The sequence below is a fragment of the Wolbachia endosymbiont (group B) of Melanargia galathea genome (assembly GCF_964030625.1).
Lineage (GTDB): Bacteria > Pseudomonadota > Alphaproteobacteria > Rickettsiales > Anaplasmataceae > Wolbachia.
In genome coordinates this window covers 1,133,701-1,153,425 of the sequence record NZ_OZ034910.1, presented here as the reverse complement: position 1 = coordinate 1,153,425, position 19,725 = coordinate 1,133,701, and the positions used below count along the sequence as shown (strand labels likewise).

18 protein-coding genes and 1 tRNA gene are annotated in these 19,725 nt (G+C 34.2%); 11 read left to right on the top strand and 8 right to left on the bottom strand.

All coding sequences use genetic code 11. The features are described from left to right. Positions 1 to 527 precede the first annotated feature (527 nt). A complete protein-coding gene (locus tag AAHF52_RS05245) occupies positions 528 to 2,054 on the bottom strand; it encodes an acyl-CoA carboxylase subunit beta (RefSeq protein ID WP_264376698.1) in 1,527 nt (508 codons plus the stop codon). 124 nt (positions 2,055 to 2,178) lie between these two features. Continuing rightward, positions 2,179 to 3,003 (bottom strand): hypothetical protein, encoded by an 825-nt coding sequence (locus AAHF52_RS05240; protein WP_342068392.1) that lies wholly within the window; start codon positions 3,001 to 3,003, stop codon positions 2,179 to 2,181. 135 nt (positions 3,004 to 3,138) lie between these two features. On the opposite strand from AAHF52_RS05240, the gene der reads away from it, so the two are divergent. The 6 genes from der (at position 3,139) to lpdA (ending at position 9,102) form a co-directional block, all read left to right on the top strand. Continuing rightward, positions 3,139 to 4,464, top strand: a complete 1,326-nt coding sequence (gene der, locus AAHF52_RS05235) for a ribosome biogenesis GTPase Der (protein WP_149168764.1) — start codon at positions 3,139 to 3,141, stop codon at positions 4,462 to 4,464. Between the two features lie 132 nt (positions 4,465 to 4,596). Next, entirely contained in the window at positions 4,597 to 5,022 is a 426-nt protein-coding gene (locus tag AAHF52_RS05230; RefSeq protein WP_246111615.1) for a hypothetical protein, read from the top strand. Positions 5,023 to 5,027: 5 nt separating this feature from the next. Next, positions 5,028 to 5,621, top strand: a complete 594-nt coding sequence (locus AAHF52_RS05225; protein WP_149168763.1) for a hypothetical protein — start codon at positions 5,028 to 5,030, stop codon at positions 5,619 to 5,621. A 98-nt stretch (positions 5,622 to 5,719) separates the two neighbouring features. Further along, complete coding sequence (locus AAHF52_RS05220) at positions 5,720 to 6,211, top strand: disulfide bond formation protein B (RefSeq protein ID WP_012481943.1); 492 nt, start codon at positions 5,720 to 5,722, stop codon at positions 6,209 to 6,211. Then, complete coding sequence (locus AAHF52_RS05215) at positions 6,199 to 7,077, top strand: aminoglycoside phosphotransferase family protein (protein WP_264376701.1); 879 nt, start codon at positions 6,199 to 6,201, stop codon at positions 7,075 to 7,077. The genes AAHF52_RS05220 and AAHF52_RS05215 overlap by 13 nt, the downstream gene beginning before the upstream one ends. 639 nt (positions 7,078 to 7,716) lie before the next feature. Beyond that, the gene (gene lpdA / locus AAHF52_RS05210; RefSeq protein ID WP_264376702.1) at positions 7,717 to 9,102 is read left to right on the top strand and encodes a dihydrolipoyl dehydrogenase; all 1,386 of its coding nucleotides are present in this window, start codon (positions 7,717 to 7,719) and stop codon (positions 9,100 to 9,102) included. Between the two features lies 1 nt (position 9,103). On the opposite strand, the gene AAHF52_RS05205 is transcribed toward lpdA, so the two are convergent. Continuing rightward, positions 9,104 to 9,463, bottom strand: coding sequence for a hypothetical protein (locus tag AAHF52_RS05205; protein ID WP_064085903.1), 360 nt, complete (start codon positions 9,461 to 9,463; stop codon positions 9,104 to 9,106). A 73-nt stretch (positions 9,464 to 9,536) separates the two neighbouring features. On the opposite strand from AAHF52_RS05205, the gene AAHF52_RS05200 reads away from it, so the two are divergent. Then, positions 9,537 to 10,559, top strand: a complete 1,023-nt coding sequence (locus AAHF52_RS05200; RefSeq protein WP_342068391.1) for a UDP-N-acetylglucosamine--N-acetylmuramyl-(pentapeptide) pyrophosphoryl-undecaprenol N-acetylglucosamine transferase — start codon at positions 9,537 to 9,539, stop codon at positions 10,557 to 10,559. Here AAHF52_RS05200 and gshB read toward each other — a convergent pair. After that, the gene (gene gshB, locus AAHF52_RS05195) at positions 10,544 to 11,470 is read right to left on the bottom strand and encodes a glutathione synthase (protein ID WP_264686172.1); all 927 of its coding nucleotides are present in this window, start codon (positions 11,468 to 11,470) and stop codon (positions 10,544 to 10,546) included. The two genes, AAHF52_RS05200 and gshB, sit on opposite strands and share 16 nt — an antisense overlap. Before the next feature lie 63 nt (positions 11,471 to 11,533). Here gshB and bcp point away from each other — a divergent pair, with 63 nt between their 5' ends. Next, positions 11,534 to 12,001 carry a thioredoxin-dependent thiol peroxidase gene (gene bcp / locus AAHF52_RS05190; RefSeq protein WP_010403789.1) on the top strand — a complete coding sequence of 156 codons (468 nt, stop codon included), beginning with the start codon at positions 11,534 to 11,536 and terminating at the stop codon, positions 11,999 to 12,001. 8 nt (positions 12,002 to 12,009) lie between these two features. Next, positions 12,010 to 13,089, top strand: coding sequence for a DNA replication/repair protein RecF (gene recF / locus AAHF52_RS05185; RefSeq protein WP_007302298.1), 1,080 nt, complete (start codon positions 12,010 to 12,012; stop codon positions 13,087 to 13,089). Between the two features lie 15 nt (positions 13,090 to 13,104). Here recF and AAHF52_RS05180 read toward each other — a convergent pair whose 3' ends face one another. The 3 genes from AAHF52_RS05180 to AAHF52_RS05170 all read right to left on the bottom strand — a co-directional run bounded on the left by AAHF52_RS05180 (position 13,105) and on the right by AAHF52_RS05170 (position 16,651). Continuing rightward, positions 13,105 to 14,265 (bottom strand): aspartate kinase, encoded by a 1,161-nt coding sequence (locus tag AAHF52_RS05180; protein WP_007302299.1) that lies wholly within the window; start codon positions 14,263 to 14,265, stop codon positions 13,105 to 13,107. Between the two features lie 89 nt (positions 14,266 to 14,354). Next, a complete protein-coding gene (locus AAHF52_RS05175) occupies positions 14,355 to 16,073 on the bottom strand; it encodes a monovalent cation:proton antiporter-2 (CPA2) family protein (RefSeq protein WP_007302300.1) in 1,719 nt (572 codons plus the stop codon). A gap of 5 nt (positions 16,074 to 16,078) precedes the next feature. Then, the gene (locus AAHF52_RS05170; RefSeq protein ID WP_052264880.1) at positions 16,079 to 16,651 is read right to left on the bottom strand and encodes a thioredoxin family protein; all 573 of its coding nucleotides are present in this window, start codon (positions 16,649 to 16,651) and stop codon (positions 16,079 to 16,081) included. Positions 16,652 to 16,757: 106 nt separating this feature from the next. Between AAHF52_RS05170 and tmk the strand changes: the two genes are divergently transcribed. Further along, the gene (tmk, locus tag AAHF52_RS05165) at positions 16,758 to 17,375 is read left to right on the top strand and encodes a dTMP kinase (RefSeq protein ID WP_342068390.1); all 618 of its coding nucleotides are present in this window, start codon (positions 16,758 to 16,760) and stop codon (positions 17,373 to 17,375) included. 131 nt (positions 17,376 to 17,506) lie between these two features. Here tmk and AAHF52_RS05160 read toward each other — a convergent pair. Then, positions 17,507 to 17,583: transfer RNA gene (locus tag AAHF52_RS05160), tRNA-Met, on the bottom strand. A 96-nt stretch (positions 17,584 to 17,679) separates the two neighbouring features. Here AAHF52_RS05160 and AAHF52_RS05155 point away from each other — a divergent pair. Beyond that, entirely contained in the window at positions 17,680 to 19,704 is a 2,025-nt protein-coding gene (locus AAHF52_RS05155; RefSeq protein WP_026097260.1) for a ComEC/Rec2 family competence protein, read from the top strand. Positions 19,705 to 19,725: the final 21 nt, after the last annotated feature.

Sequence of the window (19,725 nt, the reverse complement as noted above, 5' to 3'; positions counted from 1 at the left end):
GAAGAAAGTTACAAAGGATTGTATATTCTTATCATCATAGCGCTGTTACTACAGTAATAACACTAAGAATAACTATAAGTTTCTTTGAATGATAGTTGAATTTTGATTGAAATTTTGAGGCTATAAAAACCGCAGGTACCAGTTGGTTTTTATTAGCTAAAGTAAACGTCAAATATCTGGAATTCTGGACATAAAATCCTCCTTTGAAAAAAAAGATTAGAAAAAAATGCAATGCACATACGACAGAAATTAAGTATGTGTGTATGCACCCACATACGCTGAAGAGGATACGCTACATTTTTTTATGAGTTTGATTGTTTAATAAAAAAAAGTCTGCAGACAAAGATAAATTTTTGAGCTCTAAAAGTATCTCTAATTGTCATTATAATCAGATTTAGAATATGCGGAAGTAATTTTTTAGCTATAAGAATATATTATAGAAAAAAGGAACCCAAAAGTTAGCGTTATTGGTAATCCAACTTGGTGTAACGGCACTGTAGACCTTACAATAAAGACTGAGAGGAAAGTTACAAAGGAAGATTATCATGCTTCTTCCATATTCTTTCTACTTTCTTGTTTTTAAGTAGCTCTAATGCTTTGTGAAAGTGATGCCTTGTTTTACTTGGCACTATAATGTCATCAATGTATCCATGTGATGCAGCAAAAAATGGATTAGCAAATTTCTCTTTATATTCTTTGATTAACGTTTGCTGGTCTTTTTCATGCCTAAATATAATTTCAACTGCACTTTCAGGGCCCATTACAGCTATTTCAGCGGTTGGCCAAGCATAATTTATATCACCTTTTAAATGCTTTGAGTTCATAACAATATATGCACCACCATACGCTTTTCTAGTGATAAGGCTAATTTTCGGCACGGTCGCTTCAGCATAAGCGTAAAGCAGTTTCGCTCCGTGTTGTATTATATTATTGTATTCTTGATTTGTACCTGGCAGGAAACCTGGAACATCAATAAGTGTGATGATGGGAATGTTAAATGCGTCACAAAATCTTACAAACCTCGCAGCTTTTCTTGAAGAGTCAATATCCAAGCATCCTGCAAGGTGCATAGGTTGATTTGCAACAACACCAATAGTATTTCCTCCAATTCTGCCAAAGCCAATTATGATGTTACGGGCAAAATCGGGTTTTAGTGCAAAAAATTTCCTTTCATCACACACCTTTTCAATAAGTTCATACATATCATAAGGAGTATTAGGATTACTAGGAACTAGAGTGTTCAAAGATTCATCAACATCATCAATTAAGTCACAGATTGTTACAGGTTTTGGCAACTCTTGATTGTTTGCTGGCAAAAAGGTAAAGAATTCACGCATTTCTAGCAACATTTCAACGTCGTTATTGAATGCAAAATCTGCTACTCCTGTTTTGCTTGTATGAATTTTTGCTCCACCGAGATCTTCGTGGCTTACGTTTTCGTATGTAACCTTTTTTACTACATCTGGTCCGGTTATAAACATGTATGAGCTATTTTTTACCATGAAAATAAAATCGGTTAGCGCTGGAGAGTAAACTGCACCGCCAGCACATGGGCCCATGATTAGAGAGATTTGTGGTATAACGCCTGATGCATTTACATTCCTTTGAAAAATTTCTCCGTAACCAGCAAGGGAATTTACTCCCTCTTGAATTCTAGCTCCACCAGAGTCGTTTAGTCCGATAATTGGAATCCTGGCATTAATTGCCATATCCATAATTTTGCATATTTTTTTTGCATGTGATGCACCAAGTGATCCACCAAAGACAGTGAAATCCTGAGAATAAACAAAAACTTTTCTGCCATGAATAGTACCATGGCCAATTACAACTCCATCACCTAAAAAATCAGCATTTTGCATGCCAAAATCAGTTGCGTGATGCTTCACAAACTTATCATACTCTTGAAATGAATTTTCATCGAGCAATATACTCAGCCTTTCTCTAGCGGTTAGCTTTCCTTTTTCATGTTGCTTGTTAACTCTATCAGGACCTCCTCCTTTTTCGGCTTCTAATGTTTTGATCTTTAGAGTTTCTAGTATTTCAGAGTCTTGCATGTAGTAAAATAACTTTCAAATTGGTTGTAAACTTTATTGAGCTTACAAATCCTATTGATTATACACATACACCGTTACTGCATGCAACGGTGTATGTGTACGATAATTAATGCGCTAGCAATTTCTATTTAATATTTTGAGAATGCTGAGACTCACTAACATTCTGTGCACTTGCACTTGTTACACCTGTTGATGGATTAATTGTTATAACTTCTCTTTCAATTCCTTGTAAGTTTGAAGCCAATGAGACCAATTTTGCTAGAGTCATGTCATTATATTTATCCATCTTCTTATTCTCATAATAGCCAATTTTTATTTTTACAGCTTTGTTTTCCTCGAAGTCCTCAGGACTTATATTATCACTTAAATCAGTACAAAATACGTTACCATTTCCACTAATATTTAAAGCAATACTGCAATCTCTATCACCCACTTTCCAGTTAAATTTAATTATACAAGACTCATTTAGTATTTGATAAAGCCTTACACCATCATCACTTTGTGAAACACGCACCAACCTTTTATCTTCTGGAGATACCAATGTAAAAGCTCCAATTTTTGGATTACTATCCTTTAAGGCTTTACCAAGAAATGAGTTATCAAATTTTAACTCACCTCTGCCTTCTTTTAACGATACCCATGCAGTAAATGATTTATCTTCTTTTCCTCTCAACCTCACATCTATAGAATCATTACCTGTATATTCAGGAATTCCTTTTCGAATTACACTCAGAAATTTCTTAGTTTCTTCATCATTGTCACTCAAAAAAAGCTCCTTATTTTCATGTGACCGGGATGGATCATTGAGATTCTCCAATGCTTTAGCTAAAGTTATATAGTTATATATACGTGTCCTGTTGTTATAAGGTGTCCCTAATTTATAAATTTTAGGAGTTAATTGAGCAACTTGATCGAAATTCATTATTAAAGTTTCATTTGCATTATGCATAGCGCCTCCAATTCTACATAATAAACTTAAGATAAAATATCCTAATTTTAGGATAGGTATATAATCTATCAAGTCAATAGTTAAATTAAAAAATTTTGATTATAATTTACTATTTATAAAATACGCTCTTAAACTATGCTGAAAATAGTCATAATAGGCCTTCCAAATGCAGGCAAGTCAACTCTATTTAATAGGCTGGTGGGAAGAAAAGCAGCGGTAGTTAGTGACATTCCAGGAGTAACAAGAGATAGGCGTGAAGGAATTGGAAGAATTAGTGATTTAGAGTTTAAAGTCATAGATACAGGAGGATGGAATGACCAAACCAGTTTTTCACTACAAGTTATTGAACAAATAGAGTTTTCTTTGTCGAGTGCAGATGTAGTTTTCTTTCTTATTGATGCAAAAGTGCAAAACGAGCAGAACAAAGAGTTTGCAAAGTGGCTGAAGAGAAAAACAAATAAACCTGTAATACTAATAGCAAACAAATGTGAAAGTCATAAATCGGAAAATGTTGATTATTTGCAGTTTTTCAATTTCATAGGTCCGGTATACATCTCAGCCGAACATAATCTTGGTATGATTGATCTTTATGATGCATTAGCTAGTGTTATTGAAGGTCTTAGCGAAGGCACTGAGCTGCCTGAAAGTGAGTCCATTAGACTGAGGATTGCAATCATCGGTCGCCCAAACGTTGGAAAATCAACTTTTTTAAACAGTTTACTTGCAGAAAATAGACTAATAGTAAGCTCAGAACCCGGTACCACGCGTGACTCTGTGGATATTTCATACGAACATAATGGGAAATTAATCACTCTCATCGACACTGCGGGAATCCGCAGAAAGGCAAATGTTGTTGATAACTTAGAATCAAGATTTGTTGAAAAAAGTATAGAGTCAATAAAGCGCTCTCATGTAGTGATTTTAATGTTAGATTCCTTGCTTGGCATTGAGCAGCAGGATTTATCAATTGCTGAAGCTGCAATTAAAGGGGGGAAGGGAATTATCATTGTTTTAAATAAGTGGGATTTAATAGGTAAGGATGACAGAAGTAAGTTAATAAAATTTGTCAAACAACAGGAAGTGACTCGGTTATTTTTGGAAGTGCCAACTGTAACAATTTCTGCATTGAAAGGTATGCGCTGTGGTGATGTGATAGATAAGTGTCTTGAAGTGAGTGAATCCTTAAACAAGAAGATCAGCACTGCAAAACTGAATAATTGGCTAATAGATGCTGTGGAAAAACATTCTCACCCACTTATAAAAGGTAGAGAGATTAAAATGAAGTATATTGCTCAAATTGGCACCAAACCTCCAGCTTTTTCTTTGGTATGCAACGTCCCGGAAAGTGTTGATGAGAGTTATAAACGTTATTTGACTAATGGTCTTAGAAAAAACTTCTTTGTTGAAGGTGTACCAGTTAGATTGCTTTTGAAAAAGAATAAAAACCCCTATGTAAAGTAGATAATCTTGTTTTACTAATAATATACTTTTTTATCTTAGTAATATTATTAATAAGTAAATAATATTACTTAAATAAGTAGTTGATAAATTAATATTATATAGTAAAGTATTAACTTGTTTAGTACTTTTGCTATGAATTATAAAGGACAAGATTTAAGGCCTGGATCTCCACATACTTTCACGGTTGATACACCTTTAGTATTTCAGTGGCTTCCAAAAAGATATGGATACCCGATTCCAGAAAAATATTTGGAAAGATTGAGCAATTGGGCAAAAAGGGAAGATACGCGTGTAGTGAAATTAGTAATAAATGGATCTGGTTTTACTCCTACGCAACGTAAAGAGTTGGAGAATAAAATATCAAACAGAGAGTTTAACCCAAACAAAAACATAGAGCTTATAGACTTTAATGAGCTGGATTTAGGAGAGTATGAATTTAGCTTTCACTTACAAACAGATAAGAAAACAGAACTATCTAAATGTCCTTTATACACTGTATCTCAATATTTCAAAGATCTATACTCTATTCCAGAAAGTAAAATTTTGGTGTTGAGATAGACAGTATGCGTATATTTATGTTGTTGGTATTGAAATCTCCTATGATCTATTTTGATTTTGATATCTTACCTAAAGAAGATAAGAAAGTTGGTGAGATTCAGGCTGTGCATGGCTTTTTGGTTGCTGAAAATGACAGAAAAGGTTATGACTATGATGGTATAGCAAGTATTGAAAATGCTATCATTGCTCTAAGCGATGCTGGTAGAGTAAAAATTATGGAAATTTACAATGAAGTAAAGAATAAGTTTCAAAAAGATTATCCTTTGTTTAAGTTATCAGAACATGAGATTTACAAAATTATGGAAGAGATAGTATATTTCACTCTTTCTAATGACGTTCTTCTTCTTATATCTAGCTATCAAGATTCTAACAAACGTTACAACAGACGTTTGGAAGAAGCAAGATTGCTTATGCAAGAAACATTTGGGTTTAAAACCAATGGAGGAGAAGTTGATATTCAATATGACAATAGCTGGACGAAAAACAAGGATGAATTGTATACCAAAGAAGAAATTGCAAAAATAGATAGTGATACTAGGGTTGTAACTAGTATGCAAACTAAATCAGTATCTAGCTGTGAATACATGCATAGAGGCTAGATAAAAAAGTTATAGAGTGATATGTGTCGCTTTATAATTATATAGAACATTATTAAACAAAAGTTGACTTTTTCGGTTGTTGTGGTAATTCGTTAATTATGTCAGATATAAATAACAGTTCTACAATCTTTTTGCTGTCAAGTGCCGCTGCTCTGATTTTTGCATATGTGCTAGAGTATTTCTTCAATATGCTACCATGCAAGTTATGCATATACGAGCGAGTAGTTTACTATGTTACAGGGCTACTTGCAGTTGCGTACATGTTCAAAGACAACAAAATCCTAATCTATGCGATGTTTTGCAGCTATCTCATTGGTGCAATAATATCTTTTTATCATGTAGGTCTTGAACTCCACTTATTTCATGATGTTTTAGGCTGTACAGAGCAAGCAAGTGGTAACGTTAGCATAGAAGAGTTGAGAAATAATCTATTAAACCCCAATTACTCTCCGTCTTGTGACAGGCCTCATTATATTTTTGGTGTTTCATTAGCAACATGGAATCTTATTTATCTTATAGTAGCCCTGTTTGTATCAGGTAGGATATATTGTAAAGAAAGAAATTTAAGGCACAATTGGTGCAAAAAGTAGCAAGAGTAGATGCTGCATTTGTACACCGCTTAGTTGTCACCCAGTTTCCGCAATTTAAAGATCTGTCTATCTGCCAAATCGTGCCCGGTGGATGGGACAATAGAACATTTCGTCTGGGTGATCACATGCTTGTGCGTATGCCAAGCGCTGCAAAGTATGCAATGCAGGTGGAAAAGGAACAAAAGTGGTTACCCAGGTTGGCACCTTTACTGCCACTTTCAATTCCAAAGCCTTTGGCAATGGGAGAGTCGTGTGAGGGTTACCCATGGCAATGGTCTATTTACCAATGGATTGATGGCAACACCGCTGCATCTGTGCACATAGCAGATCTGAATAACTTTGCAACCAGCCTTGCTCAATTTCTCGCTGCTTTACAACGCATAGATACTACAGATGGGCCTCTTCCCGGACCACATAATTTCTATCGTGGAGGGGTACTAACAACCTATAATGCTGAGACAAAGCAAGCAATTGCCGTTCTAAAAGATAGAATAGATGCCAATGCTGCAATCGAGCTCTGGGAAGCAGCGCTAGCAAGCGCTTGGAAAGATTTGCCAGTGTGGGTCCATGGTGACGTTAGCGCTGGCAACCTATTGGTGCAAGAAGGAAAATTGAGTGCCGTCATTGATTTTGGAGGATTGGGGATCGGCGATCCCGCTTGCGATCTAATGATTGCTTGGACGCTGCTTAGAGGAGAAAGCCGAAAAATCTTCCGTGCAATGCTTCCGTTGGATGCTAGCACTTGGACTCGTGGCCGTGCCTGGGCTTTATGGAAGGCTCTTGCTGATATTACCACAAACACGAACGCTGTCGAAGCTTGGCACACTATTAATGAAGTGTTTAGAGATTATAAACGCAATTCATAAAGTATATTTGTATGAACATTGTGATTTGAGAGCAATCTCCACTAGAAAGGATGTAATCTCAGTATTGAAATCCAGTTTTTTTATCAAAAAATTTTTTGTATAAGGAAGGTGTCATACTAGTCACAGCTGTACGAACATTGTGATTTGGGCTAAAAAGATGCGAGTAGCCCCTTCGGTGTCATCTTATGTTTTTGTCATCCCAGTGCCCAGATACTGGGATCCAGAACAGGTAATAAGAAGTGCTGGAATGACATCCTGAAATTTTAGCTACAAATATTAAGAAATTTACCAAATAGAAAAAAGGCAAAAGAATCCCCCAGTAGTGAGTTTTGACCCTATAATAATGTAAATTGGCGTTGTAATAATGTGCTAACGCTTATTTAAAGCGCGTTTTGGCTGAATGTAGAAAAAATAAAAAAAGACATGCAGCCGCTATAATTTTTTGTAATTTGCCAATAAATATCTGAGTTTTTTACTGAATTTTGTTGTTAAATCTGCAGAGATTAAAAACAAGGATAAATACTCTTATTGATATGATAAGGAACGTGGGAAGGTTTGTCAAGTCGCTTCTATACACCTGAGCATTGATCATACGGGTTCCATCTGTTATATATAGTCTTTTGCACACGAAAAAAACTGATGAATGAGTATGATATTACAGTTATAGGCAGCGGTCCTGGTGGTTATATAGCAGCAATTAGGGCGGCGCAGCTTGGACTTAAAACTGCAATTGTTGAAAAGGAGGAAAATTTGGGTGGTATATGCTTAAATTGGGGATGTATACCAACAAAATCGCTACTTAGAGCGTCTGAAGTTTATAGATTAATAAGAAGATCAGAAGAATTTGGCATAAAAGTAAAGGATGCAAGTTTTAATATACAATCAATGGTGAAATATTCAAGGAACGTTGTTGGCAAGCTATCAAGTGGTGTTGAGTATTTGATGAAAAAAAATAACATCAAAGTCCATCAAGGCTTCGGTAAACTTGCAGGTAATCGTACTATAAAAATTCTTAATGACAAAAAGGAGGAGGAAATTTCTTCCAAGCATATCATTTTAGCAACAGGTGTAAGGGCAAGAAATCTTCCTGGAATCGAAGTAGATGGAGATTTAATATGGAATGCGCAGCACGCTATGACTCCAAAGAAGTTACCAAAATCTCTACTAATCATAGGTTCTGGTGCGATAGGAATAGAGTTTGCAAGTTTTTATAGTACTTTGGGAGTTGATGTAACAATTATAGAAGTAAAAGACACTATTTTGCCGCTGGAAGATAAAGATATTTCAAATTTAGCACAAGAAATATTCACAAAACAAAGGATAAAAATATATACAAACAGTAGCGTAAAAGCTTTGACTAAAAATAAAGACTTTGCTCAAGTGTTACTAAGTAGTGGTGAGAGCAAAGAATTTGATAGGGTGATTGTTGCAGTTGGCGTGCAAGCAAACACTGAAAATATAGGTTTAGAAAATACAAAAATTAAGTTGAGTCCTTCTGGTTTCATTGAAACGAATGAGTGGTATGAAACAAGTGAATCAAGTGTGTATGCAATAGGTGATGTAGCTGGTCCCCCATGTTTAGCGCATAAAGCAAGTCATGAAGCTGTAATCTGTGTTGAGAAAATTGCCGGTAAAAATGCTCATAAGTTAAAAAAAGAGTGCATACCAAATTGCACTTACTCTCATCCGCAAGTAGCAAGCGTTGGCCTTACTGAGGAACAGGCAATAAAAAGTGGATACGATATAAAAGTAGGAAAATTTCACTCCAACTTTAATGGTAAATCTATTGCACTAAGTGAAACTGAAGGTTTAGTGAAAACAATTATAGACAAAAAAACAGGCGAACTTCTGGGTAGCCACATGATAGGTGCGGAAGTAACAGAGTTAATTAGCAATTTTGCTCTTGCAAAGCAACTAGAAGGAACAGACTTCGACATAAAATCTACGATTTTTCCTCATCCAACCATTTCAGAGATGATACATGAGTCAGTACTTGCTGCAGATGGTGAATCGCTGAATAGTTGAACTAACGTTCTATCGTTTTGGAGCTACAAGTATCCTGATTAGGCGATTCAATTCTAATAGATTGATTACCAATATCAGATTTTTCTAACTTTTCTTTTAACCCTTCAGCTGCTTCTTTCACTTCAAGCTTTTTTTCCTGATTAAGATCCTCTGGGCTTTTTCTTTTACTGTCTAAACCTTGTTGTCTATCAATATTTTTATTGAGTTGTTCTTGCTGAGGTAGATCAACAACTGAGTTAAAAAGAGCTTTTATTATGTTTTTTAATAAACCTCCGCTTCTGCTTTGCTCTTGAGGCTTATTTTTTACGTTAGATTCTTTTTTACTGTCACTATTTTTAGGCATTTTTAACTCAACTATCATAAAGCTTGATAAAATTTTACATGCAAAGTATTAAAAAATAATTAACAATCTATTATCAAATTACTACTTACAGATGACTATTATTCTAGCAACAGGCGGTACAGGTGGGCATGTTTTTCCAGCTATAACCTTAGCAAAAGCACTAAAGGTACAAGGGCACAATTGTATATTATTCAATGATCAAAAAACCATCAATATAGAAAGTTATATTTTACCATTGTGCAAGCCAAGTGGCAACAAATTGAAGTTTCTCTTTTTGTTAATGTATAGTTGTGTATTAGCACTGTATCAAACGAGAAAATTAAAACCAAAGCTAATCATTGGTTTTGGTAGCTACGCTTCTTTTCCAACTCTTCTTGCAGCAAAGATTCTTTCTATACCTATAGTTTTACATGAACAAAACACAGTTTTAGGGAGAGTAAATAGATTCTTTTTCAAGAGTGCAAAATTAATTGCAACTAGCTTTCCAGAGACTAAGTATGCAGAAGGTAGTAAATGCGTTTTTACAGGAAATTTTGTCGATATAGAAGCACAAGGCTATTCTAGAGCTGAAACAGTTTTAAACGTGTTAATAATAGCAGGCAGTCAGGGTGCAAATTTTTTTGATGATGTAGTGAGCAGCGTAATTTGTGATCTACCTGTTGAAGTAAAAGAGAGGATTAGAGTAACGCAGCAATGTACGAAGAAAAATATAAACAAGGTCAAGAGTCTATACAAAAGTGAAGGAATTGATTGTGAGTTAAGTGAGTTTTTCGATGATATGGAAAATAAACTGGCCAATGCTCATTTGGTAATTAGCAGAGCGGGGGCAACTTCAATAGCAGAGATTACTCTTGCTGAGCGTCCTGCTGTATATATTCCTTATCCTCACTCAAAAGATAACCATCAATTTTATAATGCAAAACATATTGAAGATTCGGAAGCAGCTGTAATGGTTGAGCAAAATAGTAACGCGAAAAAGAATCTAGGAGAGTTGCTAGTTGATTTATTGCAAAATTGTCAAAAATTGCGTGATATGGCTAATAATACTAAGAAAACAAGAATAAGGAATGGAGTTACTGAATTTATTAAGGCAATAGCTCAAGAACTTAGTTGACGAATTGCTTTTTCTTCAAATGCATCCCATAGTTCTTTTTCTAGTGATTTACTATACAACTTATTGATATAAACTACTCCCGTAGGCGAAGTTGTGTTAATTTCAAGAAGGAAGTCATCTATAATATCAATACCAACAAATATTAGCCCTCTTTTCTTTAGCTCAGGACCAATTTTATTACATATTTCAGTGTCTCTATCATTCATTTCAATAGATTCAAAACTTGCTCCAAGTCTCATATTTGTTCTGATTTCTCCGCTAGACTTTGGAACTCGCTTCATTACTCCTATTGGCTTTCCATCCAGTAGCAGTATTCTTTTATCTGTATTTATCTTTTTACAAAATGCTTGTGCAATTACAGGACATTCATATTTTGCAATCATGAGATCGACTACCACTTGAATGCTATTTTGGTCTTGTATTCTTATTACGTCATTTCCTCCATAGCTATATAGTGGTTTCAAGATGATATCCTGATAGTCGTGACAAAAATTTCTAATCATCGATATATTTTCAGTGATCAAAGTTGGAGGAATTAGCTCTGGAAATAGTGAAGTAATTAATTTTTCAGGACAGTTTCTTATTTCTGTTGGATTATTTATTACTAACGCAGTAGTCTTTTCTAAGATATAGGTTGTTGTAATGTACCGCATATCAAAAGGTGGGTCCTGCCTGATAAGTATGATATCCATTTCATTCAAATCTATAGTTACATCTTCTTTAGAAGTAAAACCAAAATCATCAACGCTGACTTTCTGAGCAAGAGCAATTGACTGATTTAACTTGAGTGCTAGATTATTAGGAACATAGACAAAAATTTCGTGCTTTCTCCTCTGCGCTTCTTTTATTAATGCAAATGTAGTATCAGTTTCAAAATTTATATTTTCATCCATTTGAAAAGCTACTTTCATTTATCCTCCCTTCCTATTACAATATACTATAGTACCATAAAAGTGTTAATAATGGAGCAAAGTATGGAATTAACAGTAGGAAATAATGCACCTGATTTTAGTTTGCCAACAGATTCTGGCGAAATTTTATCGCTGAGTGAATTTTTTGATAAAAAAAATGTAGTCCTTTATTTTTATCCTAAAGACGATACTCCGGGCTGTACAATGGAGGCAAAAGGCTTTAGAGACAAAATAGAAAATTTCTCTTCTCTTGACACAGTGATAATTGGTGTATCAAAAGATAGCGTTAAGTGCCACGCTAACTTCAAAGCAAAATATTCTTTGCCATTTTCTTTAGTTTCTGATGAAAATGCTGAAATGTTGGAAAAATATGGTGTTTGGGTAGAAAAAAGCATGTTTGGCAAAAAGTATATGGGAATAGAGCGCACTACTTTTTTAATCGATAAAAAAGGTAAAGTAGTGAAGATCTGGAAAAACGTAAAAGTTAGTGGACATGTTGATGAGGTTCTAGAAGAAGTAAGGAGAATATAAATTAAAGAATGACTACCCATTGCTATATAAAAAAACTGAAATTATATAACTTTCGTAGTCATTCAAACTTTGAACTGGATTTAGATGATAGACCAGTTGTAGTAACTGGCAAAAATGGTATTGGAAAAACTAATATACTTGAAGCAATCTCATTGCTTGCTAAAAGCAACGGAATGAAAAAAGCAAAAATCAATGAGATGCAAAATAGGCGCAGTAATGAAAGTTGGGTAGTGTATTATGATTTTTTCAATGGAGCAGAGCTTAACTCAATTGGTATAGGAAAGAATCTTAATAAGAAATTAATACAAATTGATGGGAAAACGCAGTCAAGCTACTCATCTTTGTATAGAATATCTAATGTAATATGGCTAATTCCACAAATGGACTATATTCTTCTTAATTCTCCAAGTGACAGGTTAAAATTTTTAGACCGTATAGTTTCACTATTTGAAGAAAATTACACCTATTGCTACATGAAATATAGAAAAGCTAAGCATGAGCGAAGTAAATTGCTTAGAGAGAATATTTTGGACGAAAGTTGGCTCTCTAGTCTTGAAAACGTCATGGCTACCAATGCAATTGATATTTTACGTATGCGATCATCTGTTTTAAAGATATTACAAGACACAATTGATAACCATTCTTGTGAGTTTTTTCCAAAGGCAAGTTTGAAATTTAGCAGTCAGCTAACTTTGAACGATACTGCAGAATATTTTCAGAATCGTCTAAAGGAAAACAGAGAAAAAGACTCATTAACTGGTAGAGTAACCTTTTCTGTACATAATGATAATTTTTGGGTTTTTTGCCAAAAAGGGGACATGCCAATAAATCTTTGTTCTACTGGAGAGCAAAAGCTATTACTGCTTTCTATCATCTTATCTAGTGTAAAAGCAAGGTGTATTCATTACAATAAAGCACCTCTTCTTCTGCTTGACGATATAATGTCGCATCTGGATAAAGATTACAGAAAGGTGTTAATGGAGGAGGTGTTAAGCATTCAATGTCAAACTTGGATAACCGATGTAAATCAAGATAATTTCAATAACTATCTTTGCTCTTTCAAGTTTTTTGAATTATCAAGTAAATAAATTTCAAGCGTGCTGTCATACATCAAGCTCATATTCGGTATGTAAATCTCTAATTAAAGCCTCAGCGTGTTTTTTTTGAACAACTATACTGATCTTGATTTCGGACATTGTGACAGCAAGTATTTCTATCTTTTTTTCGCTTAAAACCTTGAGTGTGCGATACATCACTTCAGTGTTAGACATAACACCAATACCAATTATTGAAATTTTAGCTATATTATTGTTTACGACATAATTTTCATTTTTGTTCAATAACTTTGTCATTAAATCAACATCAAATTTAGAAATCAAAAAGCTTGACCCATGTATCATGTCAACTTTAACGTTTGCTCCTGCTATATCTCTTAAAGTATCCAGAGTATTTGCAAAGTTAGTAAAAGTTACAAGAGCTTCGTGAGTGCTATAAGTTATTCCAGTAATTAAGTATCTTTCCAGTACATCTTTTTCGTGTAGTACTGTAGTGCCTTCTACTTCCTCAAAAGTGGATAACACTTGCACCTTAATATTATGCTTCATTGCAAGTTGTACTGAACGATTATGCAATATTTTAGCACCAGATGACGACATCTCCAATATTTCATTGTAAGAGATAGATTTAAGCTTGCGTGCCCTTGGAACAATTTTTGGGTCTGCTGTATATATTCCGTCAATATCAGTAAAAATTTCACAAGTCCTAATACCAAAGACTACAGCAAAGGCAATTGCTGAGATATCAGATCCTCCTCTACCAAAAGTAGTGATTCTATCATCGTGTATACCCTGAAAACCAGCAATGATTGCAGCAGTATAACCCTCAGCAAAAGATCTTTTTACATGGTCAATTTTTATCTTTTTTATTTTAGACTCAGAATAAAAATTATCCGTTACAATTGGTAACTGCCAGGCGAGCCATGATTTAGCATTAACTCCAACAGACAGAAGAGTGATAGCTAATAACCCGCAAGAGATTTGTTCTCCTGCTGAAAGCAGGACATCATACTCTGATAACTCTTGTCTACAATTTAAATTTGAAATTTGCCTGGCTTGAAAAGCCATTTGGTCAGTGAATCCTGCAGCAGCAGATACAACAGCAATTACATTATAACCTTTTTCAATATCGTTTTTTATTAGATTTGCAACTCGATTTAAGTCAGTTAGCGAAGTACCACCAAATTTTTTTATTATTATTTTGTTCATAGTTACAATAAGGTCAATTTCACCTTTCTAGAGAGTATAGTTGCTTAATTAAATGTGTTTTTCTGATCACTAATTAAAGTGATAGAGGATTATTCATCTTTATCACTACCAAGGTCTTTTAACATACTGTAGTTGCCTTTTCTAAATTTACCTTTTAAAGATGTAACTCCGCTTTCGCTAATTCCACTTAAGCTTAATGCTGCTCCACCTAGCTGCAATCCAATCTCAGACGTCTCGGGAATAATTTTACTAGCCCCTAGATCTTTATAAACCTCCACATTATTCAAATCTGGTAAACGTATTATAATATTTACATGTGGGAAGTTTGTTGCAACTAGAGAAACTATTTTCTTTATAGTGACTTCGTTCTTTATTGAAACCACAAGAGCTTGAGCTCTTTCTATTCCTACTGATTTTAAAATTTCATATCTTGTAGCATCTCCAAGATATATAGGGAAACTGTCATTTTTTCCTTCTTTCACTATTTTTGATTGAATATCTACAACAACATAACTTAAATGCTCTGCAGTAAGCATTTTCGTTACCATATATCCCACTCTACCAAACCCGGCAACTATTACGTGGTTATAAAGATCTTGTGTGTCTGTTTCGATTGCTTCATCGTCTAGTATTATTTTTTCAGTGCTAAATGAATTTGCTATCCAGTCTCCAATTCCCGATAAAAGAGGAGTAAAAGCCATAGTTACTGTAGTTACCATCATAAGCACTTGAGCGATTTCACTTGATAGTACATCTAATTCATCTGCTAAACGGAATAAAATAAATGCAAATTCACCGCCTTGTGCAAGCAGTAATCCAGCTTGTATTGCAGGTGCACTTCTAAATCCAAAAAATCTACACAATGTATATATAATGGACGTCTTTAAAACGATAAGGATAATTGATAATAAAGTAACGAGTGGTAACTTATTGAGTAAAAGGTCAATATCAATAGACATGCCAACAGTCATAAAGAATAAACCAAGAAATAAGTCTTTAAATGGCAATACTGCATGTTCTACCGAATTCCTGTGTTCTGTTTCTGCAACTAGTAACCCAGCAACAAATGCGCCTAATGCCATTGATAAATGAAATTGTTCAGTAATAAATGCTGATCCTAATATTATCAGAAGTGTTGTTGATATAAAGATTTCATTACTCTCCATTTTGGCAATAACCGAAAACAATGGCCTCAGTAATAACCTACCAGTTACAAATATCAACACCAATGCAATAGCTGCTTGCACTAATGAGCCTGCCAACGAGCTTATTAAGCTGTGTTCAGAATTGCCAGTAAGCAGGGGCACTAGTACTATTAGAGGTACCACTGCAAAGTCCTGCATTAGTAGCACTGCTATTGACAATCTACCAACTTGGCTTGCTTGAGAACCCTTTTCTTGCAGAACCTGCAACACTATTGCTGTTGAGGATAGTGCAAGTCCACCACCAATAACTGCTGCCATGTTTGTATTTACTCCAAAGGCAAGAGCAATGCACCATATTGCTATCATGGTAACTATAACTTGAAGGGAACCAAACCCAAACACATGCCTACGCATAGCGATAAGGCGTTCAAATGTCAATTCAAGACCTATAATGAACAATAGGAAAACTACGCCAAACTCTGCAAAGTTATCCATTACTTCAACTGAATGTATCAGATTAAATCCATGAGAACCAATCAATGCACCTGCAACAAAGTAACCAAGCACTGGACTAATATTCATTTTCCAAAACGCTATGACTATAAACACAGCAGCGGAAAGTAAGATTATAATATCAAACAAATGCTGAGAGCCGCTGTGCATAATATTTAACCTGTAGAATTAGACCATTTTATTGAACAACCAATACTTGATTTTTGGTCAATTGGAGGATTGCTAGTTTTTGCAATAAATTTCATCGCTTGAAATAAATCACTACTTCCTATTTCATAATTTTGAACTTTCTCTTTTTTTGCATTGTTAAAACGTCCACGATAACGAAGTTTTAAATCAGCGTTAAACCCAAAGAAATCAGGGGTACAAACAGCACCATACTCTTTAGCTACTTCTTGGTTACTGTCAATTAAATATGGAAATGTAAACTTATTTTTCTCTGCAAAATTAATCATGTTTTCAAAGGAGTCTTCTGGGTACTTATTCACATCATTTGGCATGATTGCAACGGTGTTTACCTGATAATCTTTTTTCAACAAATTAACATCGCTTACTAGATTGCTAATAATTGATTGAACGTAAGGACAGTGATTGCATATAAACATTACAATAAGACCATTTTCCCCATAGCAGTCACTTAATGTATAATATTTGTTATCCACTCCCAAGAGATTGAAATTCTTTGCAGTAAAGTCTAAATCTATCTTAGGAGTGTCTAGCGTAACCATAGCTCATAGAGAATTGTATACCGTATATAATTTATGATCTTATTGCTTAAATGTCAAATGGTTTCTATGTACACTATTTGCATTTAGCATTGTAATTATAAAATTTATGTTCATAACCTTCGAAGGAATAGATGGTTCTGGTAAAACAACACAGTCTGAGTTACTTGCAAATTATTTCAAGCAAATTCACGGTGAAAATAATGTCGTATTGACTAGAGAACCAGGTGGTACTGATCTTGCAGAAAAAATAAGAGGATCACTACTTAAGGATAATATTGATCCCATCTCTGAACTTTTATTATTTACCTCAATGAGATATGAACATATGAAAGAATTAATACTACCAGCTCTTAAAGAGGGAAAGACAGTTATTTGTGATCGATTTATCGATTCAACTATTGCGTATCAAGGGTATGGACTAGGTGTTGACTTGAGTCTAATAAGAGACTTACACAAATTAGTGGAAATTAAATATCCAGATATCACATTTATTTTAGATATTGATGTTCAAGTTGGACTCAGCAGAGCAAAGGATAAAAATAAGTATGAAGAAATGAGCATTGATTTCTATCATAAAATTCGAAAAGGATTTCAAGAAATAGCTATAAAAGAATCTAATAGATGTAATGTTATTACTGGAATTGCAGATAAAGACAACAATAAAGTGTATAGTGAAATTATTGATGTAATAAGAAAAAAGAAAAAAGGCATGCAGCCGCTATAATTTTGTCAATAAATACCCTGAGTTTTTTACTGAATGTTACGATTGAGCCTACAGGTCAAAAACAAGCTTTGAGTTAGAAATAACATTGCTATTATAATAAAAGAAATCGCAATATTTGTACAATTGAAAGATGGTTGCGGGAGTAGGATTTGAACCTACGACCTTCAGGTTATGAGCCTGACGAGCTACCGAGCTGCTCCATCCCGCGTCGTTGCTTATTTATTATTATATGCGTAATAATAATAAATAAAAGAATAAAATCACACTATTACATATATTTATATATCTATTAACCTTTCTTAACATGATAGTAAATTATATACATAACAATCTGTGCAATGAAAAATATAACTTGATATTGTGGTTCCCTATTTTTCAGTGTGCAGGAATTTTAACCTATTTCTCATTAAATTTTGAACCAAGCTGTGCTTTCACTATATCTATTTTTCTCTTGCTTTCACCTATACTAATTCTGATTGCAATATTATACAGGAAATACGCAATATTATGCATTTCTTTAATTGCAGTGCTCATAGGATTTACAGCCAGCAAATTCAGAACAGATTCAGTTAATACTCATATTCTTGATAAGGAAAGGTATGTGAAAGATATTGTTGCTACAGTGAAGGATATTAACGATAGGGGCTCATATAAACAATTTTTGCTTTATGAAATAAAAAACACGAAGTTCAAGCTGGATAACATCAGAATATCAGTTAAAACAAAAGCGGAAGAAGGCATTAAAATAGGGGATCAAGTAAAATTATCAGCAAAACTCTTTCCTCCAAAAATTGCGCCTTCGGAATATGCATATGATTTTGCAAGAATAGCATATTATCAGAAAATAAGTGCAACAGGCTTTGCAACAAGCAAAATAGTCCTGTACAAAAAGGCTGAAGCAAGAAAATTTCAAGAGTATATAGAATCTTTCCGTCAATATATCTATGAAAACCTACAGCAAAATACCAAAAAGCCACACGCGGACATAATCTCTGCATTATTAATTGGCAAAAAAGACGGGATAGATCAAAAAACTATGAATGCGATACGAGATTCAGGTATAGCACATTTATTCGCTATATCTGGTTTACATTTATCGTTTGTTGCTGGTCTATTTTTTATAGTATTCCGTAATTTATTTGCAATATCTGAAACTTTGACTCTTAAATATAACACTAAAAAAATATCTGCATTCTTTACTATCTTGCCAACTACCTTTTATTTGTTGATTACCGGTATGCAAATTTCTGCTCAGCGTGCCTACATCATGGTGATCTTGGTACTTGTTGCAATAATCATAGAAAGGAAATATCGAGGATTAATAGCAATTGCGTTTGCTGCTTCGGTGATACTCATAGTGGAGCCAGAAGCAATCTTAAAGCCAGGTTTTCAAATGTCATTTTCTGCTGTTTTGGCACTAGTTGCCAGCTATCAGATCAATGCTAATAAGTTATTCAAAATAAAAATAATAAAATATTTTGTGTCGATAATGATCAGCTCAGTCATAGCAAGTTTAGCAACTGTTCCGTACACAATATACAATTTTAACTATTTTTCAATCAGTGGCATTATCACAAATTTGATTGCTATACCAATAGTTACACTCATTATTATTCCACTTGGAATAATTTATGTTTTATTGATTCCTTTAGGTATTGAATGGATTATAGCGCCATTTATAGAGCGCCCAATTGACAGTATCTTGTGTATAACAAATGCAATCGCTAGTCTTCAGTATTTGGTTATTCCCACTCGCACTTTTCCTGGCTCATCAATTATTATAATAACACTTGGGTTATTGTGGCTATGCTTGTGGGAAAGGAATTGGCGTTTTTTTGGAATTTTCTTTATTGTGCTGGGTATTTTCTCTAGCGCTATGTATAGAACCCCTGACATCCTGGTCAGTATTGATAATCTTGCTGTAAAAGAAGATGACAGTTTACTATATTCTCTTACTAGGAAAAATAGGAACTTTGTTGTCAAAACATGGGCTAAACAAAACGGGCAGAATCAAATTTTGAATCACACTAAATTCAGTAATTCAAACAAAAGGCTAAAATGTAATGATTATGACTGTACATATAATAAAGGAAATAATAAGTCAGTGTTGCTAGCTCATAAAAGAGAAGATATTTTAGAAAATTGTAACAATGTCGATCTAGTAATTCAGTTAAGCAAGTTTAACTATCCAGCTTGCAATACTAAAATCATCAAATACTCTGACTTAGAGGCATATGGCACACACTCTGTTTGGCTAGCAAATAGTGGCATAAAGGTTAGCAAAGTCCGTTCTAATCGTCCTTGGCATAAGCCAAAAAACTTGTTTTAAAAGTGTTATTAGTATATAATT